This is a genomic window from Marinobacter sp., from assembly GCF_041690455.1.
GTDB lineage: Bacteria > Pseudomonadota > Gammaproteobacteria > Pseudomonadales > Oleiphilaceae > Marinobacter.
Window position 1 is genome coordinate 58,009 of sequence record NZ_JAWLHI010000001.1, and the last position, 16,462, is coordinate 74,470.

The following is a 16,462-nucleotide window of genomic DNA, read 5'->3' on the forward strand; positions in this document are numbered from 1 at the left end:
GTCAGGCCGACAGGTTATCCGGGTAAAGGGGGCGCAGGCCATTCTCCCGGGTGGTCCGGGCTTTCCGGCGCCGAACCTGTTCCAGAGCTCTGACCAGAGCCTGCCGGTCCGCCACACCCGATTCCGGACTTCCTTTCCCGGCAAACAGATCCGCCTGCAGGCGATCCAGTTCAGCTGCCAGGGCTTCATCTTCCAGAAACTTCACAACATCCCCGGCGGTGTGGAACAGCTGATCCGGATGCCGATGCTGCATCCACCGGATCAGGAAATGGGGTGTTTCCGCAGATCCCTTCCTGGCGGCGATGATGAGTTGGTCAAACAAAGCGTGCTCGTTGTTGTCGCCCTCATGGGGTACGGGCTGTTTACGCGTCCCACGGCCATTCCTTCCGGACCACCACCAGCCAGCGACAGTGGCAGCCCAGGCGACAGCCAGGGCCAGACTGACCCAGGGCCAGATCGATCCGGTTGCTTCCGGTGAACTACCAGTCTCCGGCTCGCTGGCCGTGCCGGTTGTTGTGGAACCGTCTGGAGGCGGTTCCGGGGCGGGTGGCACGGCGGCGGCGCCGGTATCGGCTACTGACAGCGTCCGGGCAGGAATGACCGCCACCTGCTGGTTGTCAGTGTCGGTGTCCCACCAGGCAAGCCGGACTTCCGGCAAGGTCATCTCGCCGGCTTGCACAGGAACCAGCGCGATGGTCTGTTCCAGGGTTGAGACCAAACCCTCGGGCGTCACCTGGGTGCTTCTCTGCGGCTGGTCGGGGTAGGCACGGACTCCCGGTGGCGTATCCTCGGGCAGTGGGGGCAGGGCCTCCGAAGGCAGATCACTGGCTTTCAGGGTGATTCGGCGGGTCAGGTTCTCACCCATGTCCACTTCCAGGGTCGGTGGCAGGCCGCTCTCTTCCAGGGTCAGGTCGCTCGTGGGTAGCCAGGTGTCGCCGGTAAATTCGTCCGGAACCGGTTTTACCGGGATGGCAAAGAACTCCTCGCTGTCCCTCAGGAACCGTAGCTTGCCCTCCTGGGTCCGTGCCTGGCCCTCGAACCGGATCGGGGGCAGATCGAGCTCACCTGTCCTCTGCGGAAACACGGCATAACGCCGTTCAACGACCCGGTAGCGGACGCCGTCCCGGTACCGGGTATATTCCTGCTGTTTGCCAAGGCTTTCGATGATGGCGTGGGGGTGCTCCGGCTCGGACAGTTCACCCCGAATCAGATTGCCGGTGAAGAACAGGCGAACCGTCAGGGTCAGTTGCTCCTGCACATAGACCTCGCCCTTGTCCGCGGACAGCTCGACAAAACTGTCCCGGACTTCCGGCCCGGAGCCGGAGACCACTTCAACGGTCACAGGCTTCGAGGTGGCATCCCTGAAGGTGAGTTCGGGAATGGTGAGCTCACCGGTGCGTGTGGGGGCCAGCTGGTAGGTCCAGGTGATCTCACCGATCATCTGGCTGTTGACGGTACGGATGCTGTATTGCTGGTTACGGGCGAGGATCTCGAAATCCGGCTCGACCTTCTCGATATCCGGCGCGGGCAGCTGGGACAGATCGAACTCGAACAGGTTGCTGAGGTTGATGTCCAGCTCCATGGTGCCCTTGACCGTGACGGTCAGGACCTCGCCTTCATAAAGCTGCTTTCGGTCCGGCTCGACGGACAGCTCACCGGCGCAGGCCGGGAAGGCCAGCGCCAGCAGCAGCCACAATCCGGTCATCGTTGCCAATATCCGTTTTACCATGGTGTATCGCCCTCAGCGGGTGGTGTCTGACGTTCCTGGTACTGTTGCAGGAATTTCCGGCGCAACAGGCCGCCGGGATTGTCGGGAATGCGCCTGAGCCACTGTTCCTGCCCCTGGCTCAGGGGTGTCTCCGAGATCGCGGCCGGGGCTTGCGCCTGTTGCCCGTCCTGTTGTTCCCCGGACTCTCCCTGTTGGCCGCTAGCCGGATCCTGTTGCGGTTGCGCGGGGTCCGATTCCTGTTCGCCCTGACCGCTGTCCTGACGGCTGTCCGACTGACCGGATGGATCCTCCCCGGAGGGGGAAGGCTGCTGTCCGGCTTGTTGGTCATCGCCCTGCTGCGATGGGTTGTCCTGGCTGCCACCCTGGTCCTGCTGATCCTGCTGCTGTTGTTCCAGCAGTTGCTCCACCAGGTCCCGGTTGTGGCGCGCGTCCTCCATCTCCGGTGCCTGCGCCAGGGCGCTCTCGTAGGCGTCGAGAGCCTGTTCGAGCTTGCCGGCCCGGGCCAGGGCATTGCCCCGGTTGTAATCTGCCTCCGGACCATCCAGGGATCCAAACAGTTTGGCCGCCTGTTCATACTCTCCGGAGCGGTAGAGTGCAGGCGCCCGCCAGGAGGGGGTTTCGAGTTCACGGGCGGCCTGCTCGGGATCCTTGCGGATCAGCTCCGGCGCCCGCTGATCCTCCCGTTGCCAGAGGCTGTCCCAGCTTGCAGCCCGCGCCGGTTCGGGCATCAGGGGCAGGATTAGCAGGGCGAGCACAGCAAACCCGCCCCGGCGCCAGCCCAGAAGGATCAGTGGGAGCGCAAGCCAGAGTAGCCAGTAGCCATCATCCTGCCAGCGATTCACGGTCTGGTCGGAGTCGGCGGATTGCCAGTCGTCACTGTCTTCTGGCGCCAGTTTCAGTGCCTCGACATCGGTGTCGTCCAGGGTCAGGGCGTGAAAGGAGCCCCCGGTTTCCGCGGCCACATCGGAAAGTGCGCCGGGATCGGCCCGGGTAATCACGATCTCCCCGTTTTCGCGCATGAAGCCCCGTTTGGCCAGGGGAATGGGGCCGCCACCCTCGGTGCCGACCATCAGGGTGCTGAGGGTGTAAGGCGTGCCTGCCAGGGCGTGGGTGATTCCGGGCAGATACCCCTCCCGGACATCATCGGTGATCAGCAGGATCTTGCCTTTGCCCGGCGCTCCCTGTTGCAGCAGCTCTGTTGCCCGGGTGACCGCCAGATCGGCGCGGTTGCCCTGGGCCGGCATGATCGTCGGGTCCAGCACCTTGAGCATGGCTTCGATGGTGCGGGCATCATCGGTCAGCGGTGTGACCACATGGGCATCGGCAGCATAGACCACCAGACCGTTGAGGCTTCCCTCCCGGGTCTTGAGGATATCCCGGATCTTGCGTTTGGCCCGGGTCAGGCGGTCGGGTTCCACATCGGTGGCGAGCATGGACAGCGACAGATCCAGCACCATGACCAGACTGTCCCCCGGTTGCTTCAGGGGCGTGGGTGCCTCCCGCCAGGCCGGGCCGGCCAGGGCAACCGCCAGTATCACCAGTGCCAGGGAGACCGGCACAAGCGGAGAACCGCCCCTGCCATTCTGTTGACCCCCGGACCGGATCAGTGGTGACAGCAAGGGGGCGGGAATCAGCCGTGACCAGCCGCTGTCGCCGTGGCCTGCGTTGCGGAGTATCACCACGAGTACTGGTACCGCGAGAAGGAGTAGCAACCAGAGTGGGCGAAGGAAATGGAAGTCAGCCATGTTGCGCTCCTCCCCGCGCTTCTGCGCCGGATTGGCGGCGTCGGGCGGCGAGGTTTGCCAGGGCGAGTATCAGCCATAGACCGGTCGCCATGCCCGCCGGCCAGACGAACAGCTCGGTCACCGGCCGGTAGAATTTGCCCTCCAGTTCGATGGCTTCGAGCTGGTTGATGCTCTCATAGATCATTTCCAGTTCGGGCAGGCTACGGGCTCGGAAGTACTGGCCGCCGGTGGCCTGCGCCATGCGGGTGAGCAGGCCCTCGTCCAGGTCCCGGGAGGGATTGACCCGTCGGGAACCGAGAAGGCCTCGCTGCACCATGGTGTCGGCCCCGATCCCGATGGTATACAGCCGGACGCCGGCTGCTGCGGCGATTTCCGTGGCCTTGTCCGGACTGATCTCTCCTGCGGTGTTGGCGCCGTCAGTGAGCAGCACCGCGACTCGTTGTTCCTGGGGGCGGTCCCGTAACCGCTTGACTGACAATCCGATGGCGTCGCCGATTGCCGTGGCCCGGCCTGCCATGCCCAGTCCTGATTCCTGCATCAGGGTGCGCACGGTTTCCAGATCAAAAGTCAGCGGTGCCTGGACGTAGGGCTCGGTGCCAAACAGGATCAGGCCGAGCCGGTCGCCCTTGCGCCGCGAGATGAAATCATTCAGCACGTGTTTGACCGCCTGCAGACGGTTGATGCTGCGGCCCTGGATCACCATGTCCCGCTCGTCCATGGAGGGGGAGATATCCACCACCAGCATGAGGTCGCGCCCGGTAACCGGCAGCTGCACCTGCTCACCCACATACTGGGGGCGCGCCAATGCCAGCACGAGGAGTAGCCACAGTAGAGCGAGCAGCAGTCTGCGCCACCACGGGGTGGCGTTCCCCTGACGACTGACGCCGGGCAAGCCGGACAACCAGTGCCCGGTGGGCAGGACTGGTGCGTCCACCTGCCGGCGGGCCGGTCGGCGCCACTGGATCAACAGCGGGAGCAGGGCGATGACAAGCACCCAGGGATAAGCCAGGCTCAGCATTTCTGCCCTCCCAGCCAGTGGCGGGCAAACCGGATCGCTTCGGCGGGATCGGCCTGTACCGTTGGCATCCAGGCGGCATGGGCCATCGCCTCGAGCTGGTGTCGCTCAGGAGTTTGCCCCTCCGGTGCCGTGGCGATCAGGAAATCCACCCAGGCGCCGCCGCTGAGGGCCTGGGGTCGACTTTCCGGGTGGCATTCCCTGGCTGCCTGCTTGAGTAGCGTATTGAGGCGGGCGAACCAGACAGGCGTCGGTTCCGCCTTTTGCTCGAGGTCAATCAGGGCGAGGATCGCCTGTCTGCGCCAGCGACTGCGACGCCTGCGGCGAAGCAGGGCTACCACCGTCAGCGTCAGGACAGCCAGAATAAGCAGGGCAAGCACCCACCAGCCCGGCGCCGGGGGCCAGAAACCACCGGTGGCGGGAAGGTGGATGTCGCGCAGCTGGCTCAGGGGATCCTGTGGATTCATCCGATGCGCCCCCTTGGCCCGAGCAAGGACTTCAGCACCGAGGCTGGATCCTCGCCGGTTGAAACCGTCGCGGAAACAACACCGGCGGTGCGGAAACAGGACGCCAGCCGTGTTTCGTGGGCTGTAATGCGTTGCCGCCAGGCCTGCTGGAAACGGGGGTTGCCGGCATCGAACCAGATCGGGCCGTCCGGCCCGGCAACCGCGAACCGGCCGCTGTCGGGCAGCTGCTCTTCCAGCGGATCCACAATCCGGATGGCATTGACGGCATTGTGGCGTGCCAGGGCCCCGAGCAGGGAGGCAGTGTCGTCAGAGATCTGCAGGAAATCGCTCAGTACGAAGATGCGGCTGCCGGTGTGGGCAACGCGCCGGGCTTCGGCCAGCGCCTGATCGAGCCAGGGCCCGTTCTCCATGCCGGAGGCTGGCAGTCCCCCGTTGCGGTCGGGTTTGTGCTGCTGTTCCGCCAGGGCATCGAGCAATCGCAGCACCGATTTCTTGCGACGGGCCGGCCGAAGCACCTGGAGCTTCTCACCGTTGAAGACGATCCCGCCGACCTGGTCTCCGGCCCAGAGGGCCAGCCAGGACAGGATCGCCGCCACCTGGGCGCAACGGACCTGCTTGTAGGCGCCGGTGCTGGCGAAGAACAGGCTGGGTCCCAGATCGCACAGCAGCAGTACGGGACGCTCCCGTTCCTCCTCGTACAGTTTGGTGTGCGGAGATTGCCTTCGGGCGGTAACCCGCCAGTCGATGCTGCGGATGTCATCGCCCGGCTGGTACTGGCGCACCTCGGCAAAGGCCATCCCGCGCCCCCGTTGCGGTGAGCGCTGCAAACCCGCCTGCCGGGACCTTACCGGCCGGGCCGAGGGCAGCTTCAGGGCCCGGGCATCCGCCTGCAACCGGATCAGGTCAGGCAGGCTGATGTGTGTCGTGGCTTGACTGCTTACCATGGCGTCTGGTCTTGCACAGGAATGTAGGCCCTCAGGCGGCAACCGGAACCCGGTCGATCAGCCGCGCGATAACCGCGTCCGGCGTCATGCCCTCGGCTTCGGCCTCGAAGGTCAGCAGGATCCGGTGCCGGAGCACGTCAAAGGCCATCGCCCGGACGTCATCCGGGGTGACATAGTCCCGGCCATCCAGCCATGCACTGGCCCGGGCGCACCGGTCCAGGGCAATGGTGCCCCGGGGGCTGGCGCCGAAAGCGGTCCAGCGGGCCAGTTCCGGGTCCAGACTGGCGGCATCCCGGGTCGCCAGTACCAGAGCCAGCAGGTATTGCTCAACCGGCTCGGCCATGAAGATATCCGCGGCCTCGGCCCTCGCGGCGAAGACCTGCTCCGCACTGATACGGGTTTCGGCCTTTGGCAGTCCCTGGCGGTAATCGTTCCTTGCCAGATGCAGGATCGCCTTTTCGGCCTCGGCCGAGGGATAGTCAATCACTACATGCATCAGGAAACGGTCCAGCTGGGCTTCGGGCAGCGGGTAGGTGCCTTCCTGCTCGATCGGGTTCTGGGTGGCCATCACCAGGAACAGTTTGTCCAGGGGAAAGGTCCTGAGGCCGACGCTGACTTGCCGTTCGCCCATGGCTTCCAGCAGGGCGGACTGCACCTTCGCGGGCGCACGGTTGATTTCATCAGCAAGCACGAGGTTGTGAAAGATGGGGCCTTTCTGGAATTCGAATTGTCCGGTCTCGGCCCGGTAGATCTCACTGCCGGTGACATCCGACGGCAGCAGATCCGGGGTGAACTGGATACGGTGGAAATCCCCCTCGAGGTGATCCGCCAGCGCCTTGATGGCGGTGGTCTTCGCCAGCCCGGGCGCCCCCTCCACCAGCAGGTGGCCGTCCGCCAACAGGGCAATGAGCAGCCGGTCTACCAGTTTTTCCTGGCCAATGATCCTTTTGGCTAACTGTGACCTTAACTCCCCGAACGTATGCTGTAGTGACATTGGATGTAACTGCTCCCTTATCCATGTCCCGTCAAGGAACCGTATTGTTCGTAAGTAGTTGCCGCAGTTTTCGCATCTGGACGGCAAAAATCAAGGGCTTGGCTATGCTTATGTGACAGTGCGTCGATTACGTTTATTTCACACTAACCAGAGGTAGATCATGAACGCGTTGACTGTGGCCAGCAAGGAACAGTTTTTTGAGCAACTCGCTGATGCGTTTTCCCAGAAGATCGCGAAGACCGAGGCGAAAAAAATCAGTGAATTTGCAAAGCAGCATTACGCGCACATCCCTCTTGAAGAGTTGGTGAGTCGACGATTCTCCGATACCTACGGCGCCATTCTCGCCGCCTGGCAGTTCCTGCAGAAGCGCAGCGCCGAGGAGACCCCGGTATCGGTATTGAACCCGGACCTGGAAAGTGACGGCTGGCAATCCACCCACACGGTCATTTTCATCCTGCATCCGAACATTCCGTTCCTGATCGATTCCCTGCGGATCGCCATCAACCAGCGGGAAATCGGCACCCATTCCATCCAGCACTCGATCCTGCAGGTCGACCGTGACAAGGACGGCAAGCTCAAAAAGTTGCACTCCACCAAGAAGAGCGGCTCGGGCGCCGAGTACGAGGCCTTTATCGTTCTCGAGATCGACCGCCACAGCAATCCGTCGGATCTGAAAGATCTGGAGGAGATGTTGCAGACGGTGCTGCACGAAGTGCGTATCGCGGTCTCGGACTTCGATGTTGTGACCGAAAAGGTCAACCGGATTATCGGTGAGTTGGACGATACCACCGCCGGTATCAGCGATGAGGAAAAGGAAGAGGCAAGGGCGTTCCTCAACTGGTTGGTAGAGGACCACTTCACTTTCCTGGGGTACGACGAATTCGATTACGTGAAGGACAAGAAAGGTATCGAAGTCCGCCGGGTCGCCAATTCGGAGCTGGGTATCCTCCGGATAAGCAATGAGCGACCGGATCAGGTACGCCTTAACGAGCTGCCCCAGCGCACCCGGCACGAGATGACCCGTACCGACGACATGTTTATTTTCGCCAAGTCTGCGCAGCGCTCACGGGTGCACCGTCCAGCTTATCCGGACTACATCGCCGTCAAGAAGTTCAACGACAAGGGCGAGGTGATTGGCGAGCGTCGTTTCCTCGGCCTGTATACGGCCCGGGTCTATAACGAGCGTCCCGACGAAATCCCGCTGCTGCGCCGGAAGTTCCAGAGCGTGATGAAGCGTTCCGGTTTCCTCCGGAACGACTATGCCGGCAAGGAGCTGGAGCAAATCCTGACCCTCTACCCCAGGGATGAGCTTTTCCAGATCGAGACCGACGAGCTGCTGCGGGTGGCCAAGAACATCCTCTACATCCAGGAACGCCGGCGCATCGAGCTGTTCATGCGCGAGGATGTGTACGGCCAGTTTGTCACCTGCCTGGCCTTCTTCCCGAGGGATATCTACAACACCGAGCTGCGCCTGAAGGTGGAGCAGGTGCTGTTCGAGACCCTGGAAGCCGAGGACATCGAGTTCGTTACCCACTTCTCCGAGTCGGTCCTGGCCCGGGTGCAGTTCACCATCCGGGTGCCCCAGGTGGAAAACCGTCAGTTGCCGATCGCCGAGATCCGGGAGAAGGTCATCGATCTGGCCCAGTCCTGGCGCGACGGACTCTACGAGGCGCTGAGCGAAGCCTATGGTGAGGAGCGCGGCAACGAATTCTACCGGCTTTGGGCTGGAGGATTTCCGCCCAGCTACACCGATATGTTCTCGCCGCGCCGGGCTGCAATCGACCTTGATCACATCGCTGCTTCGGCGGATAGAGACGATCTGGCCATGAGTTTTTACCGGGCGTTGGAGGAGGATGAGTCGACCCTCCACTTCAAGCTGTTCTACCCGGACGAGCCGCTGCCGTTGTCGGACGTGATGCCGATCTTCGATAACCTGGGCTTCCGGGTGATCGGGGAGCATCCGTTCGAGGTCCTGGATCGCCACGGCAAGTCGGTATGGATCCACGATTTCACCCTGCAGGCCCACACCGGGGAAGTGGTGGACATCCACCGCATCCGGCCGATTTTCGAGGAACTGTTCCGCCGGGTCTGGCACGGCGAAGCGGAAAACGACGCCTTCAACCGCCTGCTGCTGTCGTCCTACATGAGCTGGCGCGAGATTGCCCTCTTGCGGACCTACGCCCGCTACATGCGCCAGATCCGTTTCTCCAACAGTCAGACCTTCATCTCCAATACCCTGGTCAACCATGTCCAGCTGACCCGGACCCTGCTGGACTTCTTTGACATCCGCTTCAACCCGGAGCGCTATCAGAGCAGGGGCAAGAGCGAGGCGGCTCAGCAGAAACTGGAGATCGAATTCAGCGCCGGCCTGGACGAGGTTGAAAACCTCAGCGAAGACCGGGTGATGCGCCTGTATCTGGAGCTGATGCAGGCCACCCTGCGCACCAACTACTTCCAGCTGGATGCGGACGGCAAGCCCAAGTCCTACATCAGTGTGAAGTTTGATCCCTCCGGTATTCCGGACATGCCGCTGCCGCTGCCGATGTTCGAGATCTTTGTATACTCGCCGAGGGTCGAGGGTGTGCATCTCCGGGGCGGCAAGGTCGCCCGTGGCGGTCTGCGCTGGTCTGATCGTTTCGAGGATTACCGCACCGAGATCCTGGGCCTGGTCAAGGCCCAGCAGGTGAAGAATGCGGTGATCGTGCCGGTGGGCGCCAAGGGTGGTTTCGTGGCCAAACGACTGCCGGATCCCTCGGATCGGGAAGCGTTTCAGGCCGAAGGTATCGAGGCCTACAAGACCTTTATCCGCGGCCTGCTGGATATTACCGATAATCTGGTGGATGCCGGGATCAAGCCGCCGGAGCGGGTTATCCGGCATGACGATGACGATCACTATCTCGTTGTGGCTGCCGACAAGGGCACAGCGACCTTCTCCGATATTGCCAATGGCCTGGCCGCGGAATACGGCTTCTGGATGGGCGACGCGTTCGCCTCCGGAGGCAGTAACGGCTATGACCACAAGAAGATGGGCATCACCGCCAGGGGTGCCTGGGTGTCGGTGGAACGCCACTTCCGCGAGATGGGCATCAACCCGGCACTGGACGAGTTTACCGCCATCGGCATCGGCGATATGGGCGGCGACGTGTTCGGCAACGGCATGCTGTGCTCCGAGAAGACCCGGCTGGTTGCGGCGTTCAACCACATTCACATTTTCGTCGACCCGGATCCGGATGCCGAGGCCAGTTTCCGGGAGCGCAAGCGCCTGTTCGAAATGCCCCGGTCAGCCTGGACCGATTATGACACCAAGCTGATCTCCAAGGGCGGCGGAGTGTTCAGCCGGAACGCCAAGTCGATCCCGGTCAGCCCGGAAATGAAAAAACTGCTGGGCATCAAGGCCGATCGCGTACCACCCAACATGTTGATCTCCCACATCCTCAAGGCCCAGGTGGACCTGCTCTGGGTCGGTGGTATCGGCACCTACGTGAAGGCCGGTTCCGAATCCAACACCGATGTGGGCGACAAGGCCAACGATGGCCTGCGGATCAATGGCTCCGAGCTGCGCTGCAAGGTGGTGGGCGAAGGCGGCAACCTGGGCCTGACCCAGCTGGGCCGGATCGAGTACGCCCTCAAGGGCGGCCGCCTGAACACCGACTTCATCGACAACTCCGGTGGTGTGGATTGCTCCGACCACGAGGTCAACATGAAGATCCTGTTGAATCGGGCCGTGGCTGTCGGCGATCTCACCGAGAAGCAGCGGAACGTGATGTTGGAGGAGATGACCGACGATGTCGCGGCGCTGGTGCTGAAGAACAACTACCGTCAGACCCAGGCCATCAGTATCGCCAGTGAGGATGCCGCCACGCGCCTCGAGGAATACCGCCGGCTGATGAATACCTTCGAGAGCGAAGGCAAGCTCAACCGGGCCCTGGAATTCCTGCCGGACGACGAAACCCTGTCCGAGCGCAAGCTCGACAAGAAGGGGCTGACCCGGCCGGAGCTGTCGGTGCTGATTTCCTACGTGAAAGGGGACCTGAAACAGACTCTGATCGACAGCACCTTGCCGGACGAGCCGCTGCTGGCCGGTGAAATGTACAAGGTGTTCCCCCGCGCCCTGACCCAGCAGTTCAGTTCGGAACTGGGTGAGCACCAGCTGCGGCGCGAAATCATCGCCACGCAGATTGCCAATGACATGGTCAATCACATGGGCATCACCTTTGTGGAGCGCCTGAACCAGTCCACCGGTGCCGACGCTGCTTCCATCGCCCTGGCATGGATTATCGCGCGGGATGTGTTCCGCATCGATAACTGGTGGGACCGGATCGAGGCGGAAGACTTCCATATTCCGGCCAGACTGCAGATGGAGCTGATGCAGGACCTGATGCGCCTGATGCGCCGCTCCGTCCGTTGGCTGCTGCGTAACCGCCGGGCCGAGCTGAGCATCCAGAGCCACATGGAACGGTTTGCCGACAGTGTCTGGGCCATTACCGCCGGCCTGCCGGACTACCTGGGTGAGCAGGCGCGCCAGGCCTGGGAGAAGCGCCACACAAATCTCGTCGAAGCGGGCTTGCCGAAGGAACTTGCATCGGTGGTTTCCGGGACCGGTTATCTGTATTCCTCCCTGGGTATCATTGAGGCCAAGGAGGCTACCGGTATGCCACTGAAGACGGTGGCCAATCTCTATTTTGAACTGGGTGACCGGCTTGACCTGACCTGGTTTGCCACGGCCATTGCCGATCTGCAGCCGGTGTCCCACTGGGAGGCACTGGCCCGGGAGAGCTTCCGGGAGGACCTGGACTGGCAGCAACGGGCCCTGACCACCGGGGTGTTGAAGCTGGCAGAAAAGCCGGCGGATGTGCCCGCCTCCGTGGAAAGCTGGATGCACCAGCATGAACAATTGATTGATCGCTGGAAATCCATGCTGGCGGAACTCAAGAGCACCCGGGAGCCCGAGTACGCCATGTTCTCGGTTGCATTGCGGGAATTGCTGGATCTGGCCCAGAGCACGATCCATCAGCCCCAGGGTGAAGTCGGGCTTGAGACCAACTGAGTATTGCGTTTTGACAATGATTCGCTTTCAATTCCGGCACTTTTGTCAGAAACGGGAGTTGTTTGCATGGGGCAGCTAGATAATCTGCTGGACAAGAACCGGGCCTGGGCCAACGGCATCAAGTCTGTCGATCCCAAGTTCTTCGACCGCCTGTCCAATCAGCAGGCGCCGGAATACCTCTGGATCGGCTGCGCCGACAGCCGGGTACCGGCCAACCAGATTGTGGATCTGCTGCCCGGTGAACTCTTCGTTCACCGCAATGTGGCCAACGTGGTTGTGCACACCGACTTCAACTGCCTGTCGGTGCTGCAGTTCGCCATCGAGGTGCTAAAGGTGAAGCACATTCTGGTGGTGGGCCACTACGGCTGTGGCGGTGTGCGTGCAGCGCTGCGGAACGAGGGCTTCGGCCTGATCAGTCACTGGCTGCGTCATGTCCAGGACGTTCGCGATCGTCATCAGGCAACACTGGACGCGATCACAAGTGAGCAGGACCGGATCGACCGCCTGTGCGAGCTGAATGTGGTGGAGCAGGTGGGGCACGTCTGCCAGAACAACATCGTCCAGGAAGCCTGGCGTCGCGGGCAGCCCCTGACGGTTCACGGCTTTGTCTACGACGTGGCCGATGGTCTGCTCCGGGACATGGGCTTGTCCATCTCCAACGAGGAAGAGCGGGACCAGGTCCGGCAGAATGCGGTCGAGGAGCTGGTTCAGCGTCCGGTCCGTGCCGGTCGCCAGAAACTGGCCTGATCGCTCCATGACTTCCCTTCCCAATTCCCACGAGGCATTGCTTCGTAACCGTGACCTGCTCGGTGGAGCCGTTGGTCTGCTCGGGGTAACGGATCCCGGCCTGCTTTCCCGATTGGGGCAGGGTGGCCTTGCCATGAGTGAGCATGCCGGCGTATACAGCGCTCTGAGTGGGGTGCCAGGCTGGCAGGCCTGTTTCGGCTATGACGACCCCGGCCTACAACCCGCCACGCTCGACACCATCGTGGTTTTCCTGCCCAAGGCCAGGGCCGAACTCGACCTGCGACTGGCTCTGGCGTTATGGCTGGCCAGGGCCGGTGCCCGGTTGATCCTGGTGGGTGAGAAAAAAGAAGGGATCGCCGGTGCGGTCAAACAGCTCAGGGCCAGGTTGCCCGATGCCGGCAAGGTGGATAGTGCCCGTCATTGCCAGGTGTGGAGCGCAGAGATTGCGGAGCCGGCCCCGGCGTTCGCGCTGGCGGACTGGATCACCTGGACACGGGTAGAGCATGGGGGTGTCAGCATTGATGTGGCCGGTATGCCGGGTGTCTTCAGCCTCGGTGAGCTGGATGAGGGGACGGCCCTGTTGCTGGACAGCCTCGCCAAAGAGCCTGTCAGTGCTGGCCGAGTGTTGGATTTCGCCTGTGGTGCCGGGGTGATCGGCAGCTGGCTCCAGGGCTGGCAGCGGCAGTCGGATCAGGCCGCGGCCCGGGTCGATGGCGTCGATGTCCAGTCGCAGGCGGTGAGCTGTGCCCGGGCAACCTATGAACGCAATGGCTGTGCGGGGGATATCCGTGCCTCGGACGGCCTCTCGTCCGTCGAGGGTAAATGGCCCGCTATTGTCACCAACCCGCCGTTTCATACCGGTGTGCGGACCGATACCTCCATGACCGAGCGCTTCCTCCGGGAGGTCGCTTCTCACCTGGAATCCGGTGGTGAGTTACGGCTGGTGGCGAACAGTTTCCTGCCTTATGAAGAGCTGATCCGGCGCCATGTCGGCACTGTGGAGCGACTGGAGCAAACCCGTCGGTTTACCGTCTACCGCGCTGTTCGCCGCTGAAGGGATAAAAAAAGCCCCTGGGGTGAGGGGCAAAGATGAATTGCATGAACGCCGCCCACTCTAGGGTTAATTTCTAGAATAAACAGCCTAGAATGGGCGCCCTCATGAAACCCATCTCCGGAAAGCCCGAAATGACTAGTGCCAAGCTCCAGACTCCCGATGGCCCACTGTCGCTGGTTCGCCCCGGCGGCGGTGACAAGTCGCTCAGGGCCTGGGATGCGGCCGATGAGCTGTTGCTGGAGTCCGCTGCCATGTTCCTTCAGGACCAGCCGGGCGCTAGAGTCCTCATTGTCGATGACCAGTTCGGTGCCCTGTCCCTGGGCCTGGCCCGCTTTGCCCCGGAACTGGTGGCGGACAACGCCGCACTGACCGAATCGCTGGCACTGAACGCCAGGGCCAATCCCTCGGTCATGAACGCGCCTCGTGCCACCAGCTGGCAGGATCCGCCTGCTGGCCCCTTTGATCTCGTCGTGTTGCGGATTCCCCGCCAGGCGGACTATCTGGCCTGGCTGCTGCGTTGGCTCAACGGGGTGCTGTCAGAGCAGGGACGGATCCTGGCCGGTGGCATGATCAAGCATCTGCCGGATCGCAGTGTCGATGTCTTTTCCGAGGCGGTGGTGACCGAGCAGGTTTTGCCGGCACGTAAGAAGGCACGGGTCGTGATGTGTAGCAGGGGGCAGGCGGGCCTGAACGACTGGCCGGGATTATGGAAGGGTTATGCCCTGGATAACGGTGTTCGGGTGGAGGCCTTGCCGGCGGTGTTCGCCCGGGAGAGGCTGGATATCGGTACACGGCTGTTGTTGCCCCATGTCGTAGAGGCCGTGGCGGCGCTTCCGGCCGATGCCCGGGTTCTGGATCTCGCCTGCGGCAATGGTGTGCTCGGGCTTCAGGCCCTGTCGACGCGACCGGAGCTGGATCTGACGTTCACCGATGTCTCCAGTCAGGCGGTGCTGAGCGCCAGGCACAATGTCAGTCAGGCATTTCCAGGCATCGACGTCGCCTTTCATCACGCCGACGGTGTTCCGGAAGAGGCCGGGGCGTTTGACCTGATCCTGCTCAACCCCCCGTTCCATGAGGGTGGTGTGGTAGGAGATCATATCGCCCTTCGGTTGTTCCGCCAGGCCGCCCGGCATCTTGCCGTTGGCGGCCGTTTGCTGATGGTGGGCAACCGGCACCTGGGGTACCACCGGACCCTCAGGCGCGATTTCTCAAAGGTACGTCAGCTGGATGCGGATCCGAAGTTCGTGGTGTTTCAGGCCGGGCGGTCGTAACCCAGGCGCGCCAGGGTGTCGACAATGGTCTGGGTCTGGCTGTCGATTTCGAGATTGACCCGGTCTCCAATCTCCGCCGTGCCGAAGGTGGTAGCCCTCAGGGTTTCCGGGATCAGATGCACGTTGAAGCGGTTGTCGCGGACCTCGCCAATGGTCAGGCTGGCGCCGTTGACCGCGATATAGCCCTTGGGAAAGATGTAGCGGGTCCATTCCTCCGGCACTTCAAACCAGATCGTGACATTGTTCTCGGGGCGCTCGATCTCCACGATCCTGGCAGTGGTGTGCACGTGCCCCGACAGCAGGTGACCACCGATCTCGTCACCGATCCTTGCTGCCCGCTCGAAGTTGACGGCGTCGCCTGCCTCGAGGTCTCCCAGGGTGGTCAGTCGCAGGGTCTCCTGCATGGCATCGAAGTACAGGATCGCGCCTTCCTGGCGGGTTACCGTCAGGCAGGTGCCATTGATGGCCACGGAGGCGCCAATCGTCACACCCCCGACCTTGTCCTCGGGGAGCCGCACCGCCAGTGTGCTCAGTCCCCGCCGGGCGGTGACGTCTTCGATGGTGGCAATACCCTGGACAATTCCTGTGAACATAGACTACCTCTCGGCTTTGGGGCCTGTGCGCTGTGGCGGGAAGCTGAAGGATAACAAACTTGACATAAATTGGCTTCAAACGTATGTTTAAAACAGACGTACGCTAGAGGCACCGATAACAAGATGGCGCAATCTGATACCGTAGACCGGATTCTTGACGCAGCCGAGGAGCTGTTCGCCGAGCGCGGGTTTTCCGAAACTTCCCTCCGGATGATTACCAGCAAGGCTAAAGTAAACCTCGCTGCTGTCAATTACCACTTTGGTTCGAAGAACGCGCTCATCCATGCGGTCTTCGCCCGTTTCCTCACACCATTTTCCGCTACCCTGGAAAAAGCTTTCGATGAGTTGGAGGAAAGCTGCGGCGATCAGCCCCCGACCCTGAATCAGACCCTCTGGGCCCTGACTGAAAGTGCCGTGCGTATGCCCCAGAGAAACGAGAAGGGTATCTCCATCTTCATGCGTCTGCTCGGGCTGGCCTATACCCAGTCCCAGGGCCACCTGCGCAAATTCCTGGAGCAGGAGTACGGCGACCCGTTCAGCCGTTTCATGCGCCTGCTCAAGGCCGCAACGCCGCAATTGTCGGCCGTGGATCGTTACTGGCGCATCCAGTTCATGCTCGGGGCGACCGCCTTCACCATGTCCAGCTCGGATGCCCTGCGCGATATCCTGCAGAACAAGACCGGTGTGGAAACCTCGGTTCAGGAGATCGCCCTGCGCCTGGTGCCTTTCCTGGCTGCCGGCATGCAAGCCGAAGATGCCATGCTGGTTCCGCCCAAAGGCAGCAAAGTCTCGGTTGCCTGAGTTCAGCTCCCTCGGTTAGGCTTCCGGTCTGGAATAGTCCGGATACGGAGCCCGA

Annotated in this window: 12 protein-coding genes; 5 read left to right on the top strand and 7 right to left on the bottom strand. The window is 62.3% G+C overall.

What is annotated here, in order from left to right:
- Position 1: 1 nt before the first annotated feature.
- Genes ACESMW_RS00295 through ACESMW_RS00320 form a run of 6 tightly spaced genes read right to left on the bottom strand, consistent with a single transcriptional unit; the run spans position 2 to position 6,894 of the window.
- Positions 2 to 1,705 carry a BatD family protein gene (locus ACESMW_RS00295; RefSeq protein WP_372985099.1) on the bottom strand — a complete coding sequence of 568 codons (1,704 nt, stop codon included), beginning with the start codon at positions 1,703 to 1,705 and terminating at the stop codon, positions 2 to 4.
- 17 nt (positions 1,706 to 1,722) lie between these two features.
- A complete protein-coding gene (locus tag ACESMW_RS00300) occupies positions 1,723 to 3,474 on the bottom strand; it encodes a VWA domain-containing protein (RefSeq protein WP_372985100.1) in 1,752 nt (583 codons plus the stop codon).
- Positions 3,467 to 4,492: a vWA domain-containing protein gene (locus tag ACESMW_RS00305; protein ID WP_372985101.1), complete on the bottom strand. Its 1,026-nt coding sequence runs from the start codon at positions 4,490 to 4,492 to the stop codon at positions 3,467 to 3,469. The genes ACESMW_RS00300 and ACESMW_RS00305 overlap by 8 nt, the downstream gene beginning before the upstream one ends.
- Positions 4,486 to 4,956, bottom strand: a complete 471-nt coding sequence (locus ACESMW_RS00310; RefSeq protein WP_372985102.1) for a DUF4381 domain-containing protein — start codon at positions 4,954 to 4,956, stop codon at positions 4,486 to 4,488. Before ACESMW_RS00310 ends, ACESMW_RS00305 begins: the two co-directional genes overlap by 7 nt.
- Positions 4,953 to 5,900 carry a DUF58 domain-containing protein gene (locus ACESMW_RS00315; RefSeq protein ID WP_372985103.1) on the bottom strand — a complete coding sequence of 316 codons (948 nt, stop codon included), beginning with the start codon at positions 5,898 to 5,900 and terminating at the stop codon, positions 4,953 to 4,955. The genes ACESMW_RS00310 and ACESMW_RS00315 overlap by 4 nt, the downstream gene beginning before the upstream one ends.
- Positions 5,901 to 5,931: 31 nt before the next feature.
- Positions 5,932 to 6,894, bottom strand: coding sequence for an AAA family ATPase (locus tag ACESMW_RS00320; RefSeq protein ID WP_372985104.1), 963 nt, complete (start codon positions 6,892 to 6,894; stop codon positions 5,932 to 5,934).
- Positions 6,895 to 7,054: 160 nt separating this feature from the next.
- On the opposite strand from ACESMW_RS00320, the gene ACESMW_RS00325 reads away from it, so the two are divergent.
- The 4 genes from ACESMW_RS00325 (at position 7,055) to ACESMW_RS00340 (ending at position 15,013) form a co-directional block, all read left to right on the top strand.
- On the top strand, positions 7,055 to 11,941 hold the full coding sequence (locus ACESMW_RS00325; RefSeq protein WP_372985105.1) for an NAD-glutamate dehydrogenase: 4,887 nt from the start codon (positions 7,055 to 7,057) through the stop codon (positions 11,939 to 11,941).
- A gap of 66 nt (positions 11,942 to 12,007) precedes the next feature.
- Positions 12,008 to 12,688 carry a carbonate dehydratase gene (gene can / locus ACESMW_RS00330; RefSeq protein WP_372985106.1) on the top strand — a complete coding sequence of 227 codons (681 nt, stop codon included), beginning with the start codon at positions 12,008 to 12,010 and terminating at the stop codon, positions 12,686 to 12,688.
- Between the two features lie 7 nt (positions 12,689 to 12,695).
- A complete protein-coding gene (locus ACESMW_RS00335) occupies positions 12,696 to 13,742 on the top strand; it encodes a methyltransferase (protein WP_372985107.1) in 1,047 nt (348 codons plus the stop codon).
- Between the two features lie 131 nt (positions 13,743 to 13,873).
- A complete protein-coding gene (locus ACESMW_RS00340) occupies positions 13,874 to 15,013 on the top strand; it encodes a class I SAM-dependent methyltransferase (protein ID WP_372985108.1) in 1,140 nt (379 codons plus the stop codon).
- Here ACESMW_RS00340 and ACESMW_RS00345 read toward each other — a convergent pair.
- Entirely contained in the window at positions 14,995 to 15,606 is a 612-nt protein-coding gene (locus ACESMW_RS00345; RefSeq protein ID WP_372985109.1) for a riboflavin synthase subunit alpha, read from the bottom strand. The two genes, ACESMW_RS00340 and ACESMW_RS00345, sit on opposite strands and share 19 nt — an antisense overlap.
- A 123-nt stretch (positions 15,607 to 15,729) precedes the next feature.
- Here ACESMW_RS00345 and ACESMW_RS00350 point away from each other — a divergent pair, with 123 nt between their 5' ends.
- Positions 15,730 to 16,407, top strand: coding sequence for a TetR/AcrR family transcriptional regulator (locus tag ACESMW_RS00350; RefSeq protein WP_372985110.1), 678 nt, complete (start codon positions 15,730 to 15,732; stop codon positions 16,405 to 16,407).
- Positions 16,408 to 16,462: the final 55 nt, after the last annotated feature.